The 12,064-nt window shown below is 31.8% G+C and carries 16 protein-coding genes; 10 read left to right on the plus strand and 6 right to left on the minus strand.

What is annotated here, in order from left to right; translation table 11 throughout:
- Positions 1 to 64 precede the first annotated feature (64 nt).
- Positions 65 to 421 (plus strand): nuclear transport factor 2 family protein, encoded by a 357-nt coding sequence (locus tag V7719_RS04525; protein ID WP_335728682.1) that lies wholly within the window; start codon positions 65 to 67, stop codon positions 419 to 421.
- 41 nt (positions 422 to 462) lie between these two features.
- On the plus strand, positions 463 to 936 hold the full coding sequence (locus V7719_RS04530) for a YHS domain-containing (seleno)protein (RefSeq protein ID WP_335728683.1): 474 nt from the start codon (positions 463 to 465) through the stop codon (positions 934 to 936).
- Positions 937 to 1,004: 68 nt separating this feature from the next.
- Here the strand turns inward: V7719_RS04530 and V7719_RS04535 are convergent, their stop codons facing one another.
- The 4 genes from V7719_RS04535 to V7719_RS04550 are packed head-to-tail and all read right to left on the minus strand — an operon-like array spanning position 1,005 to position 3,859.
- Entirely contained in the window at positions 1,005 to 1,622 is a 618-nt protein-coding gene (locus V7719_RS04535) for a hypothetical protein (protein ID WP_335728684.1), read from the minus strand.
- Between the two features lie 5 nt (positions 1,623 to 1,627).
- Positions 1,628 to 2,809, minus strand: coding sequence for a hypothetical protein (locus V7719_RS04540; RefSeq protein WP_335728685.1), 1,182 nt, complete (start codon positions 2,807 to 2,809; stop codon positions 1,628 to 1,630).
- Positions 2,806 to 3,327 (minus strand): hypothetical protein, encoded by a 522-nt coding sequence (locus tag V7719_RS04545; RefSeq protein ID WP_335728686.1) that lies wholly within the window; start codon positions 3,325 to 3,327, stop codon positions 2,806 to 2,808. Before V7719_RS04545 ends, V7719_RS04540 begins: the two co-directional genes overlap by 4 nt.
- Positions 3,311 to 3,859, minus strand: a complete 549-nt coding sequence (locus V7719_RS04550; protein WP_335728687.1) for an RNA polymerase sigma factor — start codon at positions 3,857 to 3,859, stop codon at positions 3,311 to 3,313. The genes V7719_RS04545 and V7719_RS04550 overlap by 17 nt, the downstream gene beginning before the upstream one ends.
- 109 nt (positions 3,860 to 3,968) lie before the next feature.
- On the opposite strand from V7719_RS04550, the gene V7719_RS04555 reads away from it, so the two are divergent.
- On the plus strand, positions 3,969 to 5,288 hold the full coding sequence (locus V7719_RS04555; protein WP_335728688.1) for a hypothetical protein: 1,320 nt from the start codon (positions 3,969 to 3,971) through the stop codon (positions 5,286 to 5,288).
- Here the strand turns inward: V7719_RS04555 and V7719_RS04560 are convergent.
- Positions 5,285 to 5,698, minus strand: coding sequence for a hypothetical protein (locus V7719_RS04560; RefSeq protein WP_335728689.1), 414 nt, complete (start codon positions 5,696 to 5,698; stop codon positions 5,285 to 5,287). The genes V7719_RS04555 and V7719_RS04560 overlap by 4 nt on opposite strands.
- Positions 5,679 to 6,269 (minus strand): RNA polymerase sigma factor, encoded by a 591-nt coding sequence (locus tag V7719_RS04565; RefSeq protein WP_335728690.1) that lies wholly within the window; start codon positions 6,267 to 6,269, stop codon positions 5,679 to 5,681. The genes V7719_RS04560 and V7719_RS04565 overlap by 20 nt, the downstream gene beginning before the upstream one ends.
- A gap of 241 nt (positions 6,270 to 6,510) precedes the next feature.
- Here V7719_RS04565 and V7719_RS04570 point away from each other — a divergent pair, with 241 nt between their 5' ends.
- The 7 genes from V7719_RS04570 (at position 6,511) to V7719_RS04600 (ending at position 11,965) form a co-directional block, all read left to right on the plus strand.
- Positions 6,511 to 6,858: a DUF6249 domain-containing protein gene (locus tag V7719_RS04570; RefSeq protein WP_335728691.1), complete on the plus strand. Its 348-nt coding sequence runs from the start codon at positions 6,511 to 6,513 to the stop codon at positions 6,856 to 6,858.
- Between the two features lie 115 nt (positions 6,859 to 6,973).
- Positions 6,974 to 7,954, plus strand: a complete 981-nt coding sequence (locus V7719_RS04575) for a hypothetical protein (RefSeq protein ID WP_335728692.1) — start codon at positions 6,974 to 6,976, stop codon at positions 7,952 to 7,954.
- A gap of 78 nt (positions 7,955 to 8,032) precedes the next feature.
- Positions 8,033 to 8,293 (plus strand): DoxX family protein, encoded by a 261-nt coding sequence (locus tag V7719_RS04580; protein WP_335728693.1) that lies wholly within the window; start codon positions 8,033 to 8,035, stop codon positions 8,291 to 8,293.
- Between the two features lie 85 nt (positions 8,294 to 8,378).
- Positions 8,379 to 9,044, plus strand: a complete 666-nt coding sequence (locus V7719_RS04585; RefSeq protein WP_335728694.1) for a hypothetical protein — start codon at positions 8,379 to 8,381, stop codon at positions 9,042 to 9,044.
- 237 nt (positions 9,045 to 9,281) lie between these two features.
- Entirely contained in the window at positions 9,282 to 9,809 is a 528-nt protein-coding gene (locus V7719_RS04590) for a hypothetical protein (protein WP_335728695.1), read from the plus strand.
- 151 nt (positions 9,810 to 9,960) lie between these two features.
- Positions 9,961 to 10,626 carry a hypothetical protein gene (locus tag V7719_RS04595; protein ID WP_335728696.1) on the plus strand — a complete coding sequence of 222 codons (666 nt, stop codon included), beginning with the start codon at positions 9,961 to 9,963 and terminating at the stop codon, positions 10,624 to 10,626.
- A 238-nt stretch (positions 10,627 to 10,864) separates the two neighbouring features.
- Positions 10,865 to 11,965: a serine hydrolase domain-containing protein gene (locus V7719_RS04600; protein WP_335728697.1), complete on the plus strand. Its 1,101-nt coding sequence runs from the start codon at positions 10,865 to 10,867 to the stop codon at positions 11,963 to 11,965.
- The last annotated feature ends 99 nt before the right edge of the window (positions 11,966 to 12,064 follow it).

Genomic DNA, 12,064 nt, shown 5'->3' on the forward strand with positions numbered 1-12,064 from the left:
AGCAAGTCAACTTCCCTTTCACTTCATCTTTGCAGTGTAATTAATTTATTAAAAAACAAAAAAGATGAATATTAAAGAACAAGTACAAAAAATGGATGCTGTAGTTTCAACTGGAGCAGTAGTAGACGCAGTAAAACAATTTTTCGCAGAAGACGCAAGCACATCAGATCATGGTGAAGGTGGAACAACAGCAGATAAAGCTGCAATGGTAGCTAAAATGGAAGGTTTTGCAGGCTCAATTGAAAAAGTGAATGGTATTACTTTACACCATACACTAGTGGATGGAAATGTATCCGCTTCAGAATTTACATTTGATTTCGACATGCAAGGTGGAGGTAAAGTCTACTGGCACGAAATCATTCGTAGAATTTGGAATGATGAAGGAAAAGTAATTCAAGAAGAATACTTTAACGCTGAATAAAACAATTTAAAAATTAGTATTAAAATTAAAGAATAACAACAATGAAAAATTTAATAAAAACATCAATTTTAGGACTTGCATTCCTGTTAAGTTCAGTATCATTCGCTCAAGATAGAATGGCAAATAATGTCGATAATAGTACGATCCACTTACAAGGATATAGTCCTGTATCGTATTTAGATTTAGGAATTGCTCAAAAAGGATTAAAAGCGTTTAAATCTGTACATGAAAAAGTAACGTATTACTTCACTTCAGCAGAACAAAAAGGGACATTCGATCGTAATCCAAATAAATATAAGCCTCAATATGGTGGGTTTTGTGCTTTTGGAACTTATGCAGGTGCTAAATTTAGACCAGACCCTAATAAGTTTATTGTAAAAGATGGTAAATACTTTCTTTTCCTTTATGATCTTAATTTAGATGCGCAACAATTATGGTTGAACGAAAAGAATCATAATAAACTTGTAGCAGGTGCAAATAAGAATTGGGAGAAATTAAGTAAGACTCACAATTAATCTATTGCAGTAATAAAAAAAAGCACAAGTTCTAGACTTGTGTTTTTTTTCTTTTACTTTTAAAGACATCATTCAAACAAAATCTCAATGAGATAGTAGTTTGGAATATTAAAAGCTGTTCCCCAATCCTCTGGGCTATGCTTACTTCCTGAAACGTCACAGTACTTTTTCCAACCGCTTTCTTTGTCAATATAAGGCAAGAAATAGCCCATAATTAATGTTTCAGTATTTAATTTGACTGACATCGGTTCTGTGGTTTTTAAGAAATCATGCAATGCATATTTATCTTCAGAAGCTTTAATATCATACACTTTTGGCGTTGAAAAACGATCAAACATAAAGTTCATTTTAATCGTATTGTTGGATTGTGTCTTCACATAGTATTTAAATTCGAAAACCGAATCGCTAATTACTGGTATATATTCAAACTTGGCACTATCCATAATGGTATCGGTTTTGGCTAAACTTCCATTGGTGTATTCTTTTACGAGCAGTCTGTAATTTTTGCCTTTTAAATCCTCACCAATAAATGTGAGCTTGATCGTTTCTACATCTTGAAATCTCAGCAAATCGTGTAATTCCTCGTTATCTGACCCATACTTGGTTTGCAGTTTGATGTCGTTTTTTTGCGCGTTTAGTGTGCTGAAGCAAATGAATGCAACAGCTAATAAAATGAAATTTTTCATTTTTATTAGTTTTTAGAAGGTTTGAACGTATCGTTGTAATTGTAGATAATACCATGAATGATATCAAAATTTATGGCTCCAGAAAAGTGGCCTTCGCCTTTTTGTTTCATTTCTATCATATTATACTTCACACCTTTACTTGTAGGTTGCATATTGATTTCTAAGTCTTTACCATACATGATTTTGGTATTATTCCCCATCACTTTCATGCTGTAATCATTGTCTTGCGGATAGAACAGATGAATTTTAGAATATTCTGAAAAGAGATCAAATCGTTTGAAATCTATACCCCAATTGTAGAAAAAATACTCGCTATTAAAATCGGCAATAGACACGTTTTCTTTGAGTTCTCCTATTTGTATTTTAGAAAACTCTGATGTGATTTTCACATTTTGTAGGCTACCAATTAAACCTTTAGAAATATTATTAAAATTGTAAATGCCGCCAACAATACCTTCAGCTCTTAAATTTGCATTTTCAATTTTAAAACTATTGTATTCGTTTATCAATTGTTTAGCATAAAAATAACCGCGTTTTAAAACAACTGACAGTTCATTCATACTATCATCACGCATTGTGATTTGTGCATCTTTACCATTTATTTTGAGTTTTAAATAGGGTGGAATCTTGATATGAAACTTACTTCGTAAAATTTTGATATCACTTCTTTTGATGTCCTTTAATTTTCCATTTTCCTTCATGGTTTTAAAACGATCTCCAAAGTATTTAAAAGGCGCATTAATTTTTCCGAAGGCATTATAACGTATTTCTTTGATGATAGAATCTCTTGATTTTCTAACAATACTATCATTCCAAGTTTGAAAACCATCAAAATCTAAAACCAAACCATTGGGAGCATCATAGGCATAAGTTACATCTGATATTTTGCTGACACTATTGGATACTAATGTGATATGATTTTCAAACTTGGTGGCCTTAACTTGAACTTCACCCAACTGTTCCTCTATTTCTTTTTTTGAATACCCATCAAACTCTAGAGAGTAATCAAAATGCACTTTCCCGTCTGTTGACTCCTCTATTGATACAGTTGTATTTTCGAGATTAAAAATTGCTGTGGTATTTTTATCTATTGAAAAACTCTGTGAATACACTGGTTTTTTCTGTGCAAAAATTGATCCTGATGTGATGAGCATCAGTACGTAAATTTTGAATGTTAATCGTTTCATAGTGTTCGTTTTTGATTTAACAAATTGATGTGTTCTTGGATGTCTTTTAATAGTTGAAGCCTAGTCTTAAGGTTGTCAACCAAGGTTTCAATGACAAGAATATTATTGTTATCAGCTTTAAATTGCTTAGATACCTCCTGATAGTCGTTATCCAAATCGTCTAATTTGTCTCTGTAGCGATTTACGAGTTTTTCATCGTTAGCCACACTAATAAAGTTTTGCCATTCTTCATCTATATTGGCTAAGTATTGCTGTTCTAAGGCATCAATTTGGGTTTCTATTGGTGACTCTACAATCACTTCTATCACCTTATCTGTTGTTGTAAACACAATAAGAGCCAACCCCATAAATAAAACGACCATCACAGCCACTTTAAATAAATAATTGGTGTTTAGCTTAGATGTTCGTCTTGGTCTAGAAGCTTTGAGTTGATCATAAAACTCTTGTCTGTGATTTTCTGGCAATTGTTTTCCAGAAGCCTCGTCATCTTTAAATAAATCTCTAATATCTTGCTTCATTGTAATGTGTTTTTAAAAGTTCTTGAAGTTGTATTCGACCTCGCCTTAAATGTGTTCTTGATGTTTTTATCGGTATATCTATGATGTTCGAAATCTCTTCGTGGTCATAGCCTTCAATCAGATAAAGTTTAACCACAATTTGGTGTTTACTTGGTAATTTCCCGATAGCATCAAAGACTTGTTGTTTGGTAATTGCTGCATCAAAATTCCAATCGTTCTCATTATCTTCAATGGATAAATTGGTGATTTCAGATTCTACAAACTCTAAGCGTTTCTTTTTCAATTCGTCTATACAATGATTAATCACGATTCGTTTTAACCAAGAACCAAATGTGAAATCTTCAGTAAAACTATTCAGCTTATTAAACGCTTTAATAAAACTCTCTTGCATAGCATCTTTAGCATCTTCTTCATTTAAATACCGACATGATATTTGATACATCGCATCGCAGTACATGTCGTAAATTTGCATCATCGCTTTTTCGTCTCCTTTTTTACAGCGATTGATTAAAATGGAATGCGTTTTAGACATTTAGTTTTGGTTAGTGTTCAGTATTAAAAACGATAGAAATACGTTAGGGTTTCAAAATTCTTAATTTTTTTGATAAAAGTGATTATCTTTAATCACAAAACCCAACCAAATGAGTAAAGATTACAATAATCCTGCTTTTAAGAATTTACTTCAAAAACTTCAGGAAGAGAGTTGGCAATTAGAGTTGCTGATTTCTGGTTTCGCCATTTTTGGTTTATTTACAGTTTATGAGCCTATTACTCAAAGTATGCATGAGGCTCAAAACTCGCAACAGATATACAAGTTTGTAATTTCGCTTGTCGCTCAAATCTCTTGCGCTATTCTGATTTTTAATTTGTTATTACATGTCTTACTTCGCGGCTTATGGATTGGTGCTCTTGGGTTGCGCTATGTTTCTGGGGACATTGATTATGAAGAATTAAATTACAGTCAGAAATTCACAAAATACCTAAAAAAGAGAGTGGGCTCTTTTGATCGATATATTGGTACTCTAGAAAACTATTGCAGTATCATTTTTGCCATTTCGTTTCTGCTCATTTTCTATGTGCTTGCGCTTACCTTTACCATTGTTTTTATTGCATTAAATGCAAACTATATTCTTGATAGTGAATGGCTACCAGGTTGGATATCCAAAGGTATTGGTATTCCCCTAATGGTTTTCTTATGTATCGGAATGATTATCACATTTATAGATTTTGTGACCCTTGGTTTCTTAAAAAAGAAAAAATGGATCTCTAAAATCTATTTTCCTGTCTATTGGCTATTTAGTTTTATTACACTTTCCTTTTTGTATCGCCCACTAGTTTATAATTTTCTAGACCACAAATTTGGAAGACGATTGAGTCTTATTTTAGTACCATTTTATTTATTGATTTTAGTTTTGACATCATTTCATTATCAAAACTCCAACTATATCAATGCGAAAGTAAATTCAAGCGATATCATAGCCAATGTTGAAAATTATGAAGACCAATTGGCAAATAATAAAAAATTTACAGGTGATGTAACTATTCAATCTAAAACGATAACAGATCCTTATTTGAGAGTATTTATGTTATTTTCTGAAAACATTGAAGACATCGTATTTAATTTCGATCCCACGTTAAAACCAGAAGAAGACCTCAGAGGCTTACGAACTGGTATTGAATTTAATGACACTTTTAATCAATCAATGCATGATAGTCTGCGAAGAGTATACCTAAAGAGCATTAATACTATTTATTCAGTTAAAATTGACTCGACGCGTTTTTCTTCGGAATTTGTTCTCACCCAAAATTTCAAAAACGAACTCGGTTTTGAAACCTATCTCAACTTAGATAGCATCTCTGAAGGCAAACACTTATTAAAAGTCAATCGCATGCGGATTAGAAAAGGAGATACAACACAATGGGTTGTTGATCGTATACCGTTTTGGCACTTTAAAGATTAAGATTCAAAGCGTTTATCAAAATGACGCTTTAATATTGGGATTTGTATACAAAGCATAATTGCAAATAATAATACTGCATACACTAATGTTTGCGAAAACTCGATTCCAGCTAAAGGATTGCTCAATTCATAATTTGAAAAACGTTCTAAGCCCAAATTATTAAGCCAACTACTTTCTTCACCTGAAGTACTAAGACCAATATAAACCAAAATAGCAACCATACCAACAGCCATTATAGACCACATACGCTTAGAAATTAACGGCACATACGTTGTTATTTTAGAAGTCTTCAATGCCTTTATTTGAGACATAATCGTTTGGGTAAAATCCAACGACGGACGCTCCATTGCTGATTTACCAATCACCTTTCTCGTTAGATCGTCTAAATGTTTATCTGCGTTCTCGTTCATAATGTTCAATTATTTCTGGTTCTAATTGCGACTTTAATATACTCGCTAACTTTTTTCGGCATCTAAACAATTTCACTTTTATCGAATTTGCCGTGATACCAACAACCTTAGAAATTTCATCTAAAGATAAGTCATCGAAATAATATAAGGTCAATAAAAAACTATCTTCACTTGGTAAGGATGATATACAACGTTGTATGGCTTCCTCACGTTCTTTGGCTTCTATCTTATCCAAAGCATTATCTATAGTTTTAACTTCATGTTCTGTAAACTCATTAATTTCAACATCATTTAAATACTTTCTATTCTTTTTAATTCGGTCTAAACAGGTATTATACGCTACTCTGTAAATCCATGTCGAAAATTTAGAATCGCCTTTAAACTTAACTAATGAATTATACGTTTTAATAAAGGTGTCTTGCGCTACCTCTTCAGCTTCTTCCCTATTTTTCAACATTCGCAATGCTAGGGTAAATACTAAATCTTTATAACGATCCACCAGTACTGAAAAGGCATTAGTATCGCCTTCAATAATTTGATTGATGAGTATTTGATCGTTGTTGGTGGTCATTTTGTATTAAGACGACACTATTATTACTATGGTTACAACTTACTAGAACTTTTTTTAAATCATTCTAAAGAAAAATTAAGCATAGTATTAGTTATGGTTCATTTTCTTTTGATAAATAGGAGAAAAAGGTACATTTTATTTAATTAATTTAAAAATAGTGATGGTATTTTGTAACCTAAATTCAAAACCTGTCGTCATAAGCTCAGAACATTTAAAGTTAAACAATTAAAAACGAATTATTATGGGATCAGAATTAATCATCATACCAATTGTATTTGGTGCAATCTTCGGAGTATTTTATTTATACTTCTCAACACGTAACAAAGAACGCTTAGCGCTTATCGAAAAAGGTGCCGATGCAAGTATTTTTATGAAAGGCAGACAGCACGCAGCGCCAATATGGAAAGTACTTACCCTTAACCTTGCCCTTTTATTAATGGGAATTGGAGTAGGAATTTTTATCGCTTCATTATTGCATTATAATTTAGGCGTAGAAGAAGAAGTTGCATTCCCAGGAACCATTTTCTTAATGGCAGGTGTTGGACTTTTCACAGGATTTACAATGACCAAAAGTTTGGATAAAGAATAAATCCTATCCAACCAATACATCTTAAAACCGCTGTTAATCGACAGCGGTTTTTTTATTTCCAGCCACTTAATGTGTATCTTTAGCCCTAATGAACTCACGTCTACATATACCACATATGAAATATGCTTTTTGTAACCTACTGCTTCTAATCATCATACATTCTGGTTATTCACAAACCAAAATCATAGACGAAGACACCCACTATCCTGTCTCTTATGCAACCGTATCCTTTGGCAATGGCCAAGGTTTGTTTGCAGATGATGATGGCTCATTTATTTTTACAAAAAAACGGTATCCAGATATCGATTCACTGTTTATATCTGCTTTGGGTTATAAAGACCTCGCTTTAGCCACAGCTAATTTATCAAAGACCATAATCATGCAAGCAGAGGCCGATAAACTAGATGAAGTTGTCGTTATCGCAAAAGTGGATAGAAAATTTAAAAAAGAAACTATAAAACCATATCTCGACGACGATTATTACAAGTGTTGGCTACCAACTATTGAAAGTGAAATCGCTGTTTTTTTTCCTAACGAAAATGAGAAACTCAAGAAAATAACCTCTGTTTTATTTCCCATTACGCTCGAATCAAAAGATTGGAAAAAGCGCAAACGTGCCAATGCCGATAAACGGAAATTCTCCACCTTGTTTAAAGTGAAATTCTACAAAAACGAGAATGGATTACCAGGAAATGTAATGACTTACACCAATATCGTATTTAGGGTCACTGAAAAAAATGGCGACGAGTTTGAACTCGATGTTTCGGAACACGATTTGTTTATTCCAGATACTGGCTTTTTTGTGTCTATACAAGTTTTAGGCTATACAGACCAAAACGGAAAGCTCTTACCCAACAAAAAATATAAAGAAATTAAAGGTAAAAATGGAACGGTTAAAATACCAACAAACTTTAGACCTTTACTCCCATTCACTGATGAAATTGAGACACACAACACCTATATCAAACGTGTATTTATTAATGGTAACAATTGGGTACAGTTTAAAAATGGCAATGGTATAGAATCCAGTTTATTAAAAACCAATCTCAATAATTATGGTGTAGGGATTAATTACAACGCTTATAAAGATGAATAATTCATAGCATTTATAGGTCATGGCTGTTATCAATATTTTAGTTGGCATTTTGTGAAACCCAAAATGTACATGCTTAGTATGCCTGGATATGTACAAAACCACAAAAAACTCGTGTTCTTAAGTGGAATTGCTGAAATAGTCCTTGATATTGGATTATGTATCCCAATGTTGAAAGCAATATCTATCTATGGTATAATTGTAATGCTCGTTGCATTTCTTCTTGTACACTTTTATATGCTCTCTGGAGAAAAAGTTTCGGCTGGTATTCCAAAATGGATCTTACTATTGCGTATCCCTATACAATTTGGGTTGATGTATTGGGTTTGGTACTATTTGTGATATATCAAACTAAATTGTGTTATCACTCGAAATTATATTATAGTTGAGATATAAAACGTTGTGCAACATATAAAAAACTAATTACGTGAAATATAAATTAGGAATATTAGTCTTACTTCTGTGCCAAATTGCAAAAGCACAGCAATCGGAAATGTCCGTAAATCAAAATAAATATAACGCTAATTTTGTCGCAAATTCTGAATTGAAAAAAGAGTTTGAGAAAAAGAATAAAACATGTGTCGAATTTAGACTCATTGCTAAATCAAAAGATGACGGGAAAATTTCTGTGTTGGTACAAAATAATACTGCCGATGCGATTTTCCTTTCTCATCAAGATTTCAGTATTTATATTCTGCAAGAAGCTATGGACAAAAATGGTTTATGGAAACCAATCGAATATTGGGAAAGTTCTGATTGCGGCAATAGTTTCGGTCAAATAAAAATTGAACCTAATGGCATAATTGAAACTAAATCAACTGAATATCAAGGTGTTTTTCAAACCAAAATTCGATTCAAGTTAAGTGCAAACGATAAGGTGTTTTATTCTAATTCCATGAATGGGAATATAAATCCAAACAAATTGATTGAACCATCTGATTTTAGCTTTATTTGGCCTTTAGCAATTACGCAAAATATGAACAAGGTAACACCAATCGAATTGCAGAAAAAGGTAGTGTTTTTGGAGCCAAATGGCATGAAAGAGTTTAACGAATATTTCACCAAACTAGGAAGTGAAAAAAGAAAAGATTGAACAGAAAACACGTTGCACAACAACGTGTATAGTCAATTGCTAGTTACATGTATACTCGCAAAATCCTACGGATTTTCCTCTGGTTCGTTTCCTTTTGCCTATTTAGTTACCATACTAAAGCAACGTGCCATGCACGAATACGTTGGCAACAATATAAGGAAACAGCTCTTCATTAACTAAATAGTTAGTTTAAACTAACTATTTAGTTATATTTGAATTCACACAATAATTAATTACATGAAATTCAAAACTATCATAAAACCTCTATTTATTATTTTAGTTACCCTAGGAATTACCAGTTGTAATGAAAAAACGGAAAGCAAAGTAGAAATTGTTAAAAATGCTAATCTAATACCAATTGGCATATTTAATTTCGACAATAAACAACAATTAGCTCAATACAACAAGTTGAATTTAGACAAAACTCATCCTAATTTAGTAAATCCTAAAATATCAAAATCCGACTATAATTCAGTAATGAAATCTTGGACTGATTTACACCAAAGAATTGGAACCTATCTTTCAGAAAACAGGTTTAATTGGGAAACAGAAGACAACTCAATAAACATTATTCATAAAATCTATTTTAAACCTAATGGAGAAATAGAAAATTATTTTTTTAACGTTTTAACTAAAAATGTAACGAAAGAAAAAAAGGAACGGTTTGCCAATTTGATTTCAGATTTTGCAATGGACAACCGAATTGATTATAAAAAAGAGGGAAACTTTGCCCAATGTGGAAAAACAAAGTATCTGAACAAATAAATACTATTGCTACAACGTGTATACTTAATGCTTCACTCCTACTTCAATTAAAATTTATATATTTAAACAACTGATTTGCTACAACTGAAAACCCTGCAGATTCTGAGTCACACTAATCAAACATAAACACGTAGGAAATAATTTAATCATTATGAAATTTAATATTAAATACAGGTTAATAAAACTTTATAAAAGTTCTTGGTTTATTACACTCTTCGCAACAACACTAGGTGTCTTATTAGCTTTCTATCTTAATAATGTAAACGATCACTTAAAAATAGAGTCTCGAAAACAAGTAGCCATAGAGAATTTAGATATTGAAATAAAAAACAACAAATTAACTCTTAATGATCCAGTGGATAATCGAAGGTTAATTGATTTTCTCCAAAAAGTAAGAGAAATTAATGAAGAAATTTCTAATGAATTAACAACATCAATTCTTGAAATGAGTGAATTAAAAATCAATTATCCTGATTTTATTGAAGTTAAAGATTCCACTGACCTAGACAATAATGTATTCAAATATAATGTTTCTTATAAGCTTGAACTTAATTTTAATGACCTTCAAAAAATAAGTTGGGAAACCTCTAAAATGAGTAACATTATTAATGAATTAAGCTATGAATGTTTACAGATTCTTAATCAAATTTATTATCGTCAAGAAATTTACATCAGTCAGCAGGAAAAAACATTAGAACATTTTGTTAATGTTGAATTTAAGAAATTATTGAGTGCCTTGCTCATTATTGAACAGTTTAAATCTCAACTTATAGATGAAATATCAGAAGGTCAAAATAAAATTGGCGATTGTATTTAAAATTAGATTATTATATATAGGAATGAGAAAAGTACGAGACATACCTATTGTAATAATTGCTTCAAATGGCATAGTAAATAGCAATAATTATTACCAACAACGTGTATTATTAATTGATTAGTTTATCGCCTACTTGGAAAATCCTTCGGGTTTCCCTCGGGTTCGTTTTCTTTTACTAAATTAGTTCCAACAAACGCAACTAGCTGTAGACAAAAGCGGTTACCTATTAAAACAAATTATGAAATTTAATATCTCGATTCTCTTCATCTTTCTTTCAGGCCTTTGCTTTGGACAATCTTTACCCGAAATCGATTTATTGATTAAAAAGGAGATGAAATCAGATAATGTTGCTGCACTAGCTGTTGCAGTAATTGACTCTGGAAGAGTAGTTCATTTGAGTGCAGATGGTTTTAGAGATTTAGAAAGAAACATTAAAGCATCAGTAAATACCCCATTTCATATTGCATCAGTTTCCAAAACAGTAACAAACATGGCTGTTTTCAAATTGGTAGAATCTGAAAAAATAGATTTGAACACTGATATTAATAAATATTTACCTTTTGAGGTCAAGAATCCTCATTATCCAAATGACATAATAACGATTCGAGAATTGCTAAACCATCGCTCTGGAATTAAGGATAATTATGAAATATACAAATCCCATTGGAGCGAACCCAAAGGTGATCCAAAATTAGAATTAGGTGCTTTTTTAAAAGACTATCTAAACATAGATGGGAAACTTTATACGGAAAAACATTTCGAGAGTGATTCGAACTACAAATCATTTTCTTATTCCAATACTGGAGTAGCTCTTTTAGGACTTATTGTTGAGACTGTTTCAGGAATGAAGTATGAGGAGTTTTGTCAGACCAATATTTTCAAACCTATTGGAATGGCTAACACTAGCTGGTTTTTAAGAAATTTAGATTCAACTCTAGTTGCAAAAACATACGTGAATCAGGATTCATTAGGACTAATTTTCAAAGGACATAATGGATATCCAGATTTTCCAGGGGGCCAATTAAGGACATCCATTTCAGATTTCTCAAGCTTATTGGTTGCATACTTGAATTCTGAAAACAAGAAATTTATTTTGGATAAAAAAACAACTTCAAAAATAACACCTGTTCCTCAAATTTCTCAAGAAGGATATTATACCTGGTTTTTAACCGCAATTAATAGTCACCTATATTATACTCATGGTGGCGGAGATACCGGTGTTCGAACAATAGTTATTATGGGTGTAGTAGAAAAAAGAGCCATAATCATTTTTGCTAATTCCGAATACGACAATACAAATTTATACAAGAGTATTGAAATGGAAATGTGGCGTAAATAACTGGTTACAACAACGTGTATAGGATATAGCTAATAAATTATTTCCAAGAGGTTTGTGTTTATTCGCAAAGACCGCCAAATTTTTAAATTTGGCTTTTAA

It is taken from the genome of Psychroserpens sp. (assembly GCF_036960315.1).
Lineage (GTDB): Bacteria > Bacteroidota > Bacteroidia > Flavobacteriales > Flavobacteriaceae > Psychroserpens.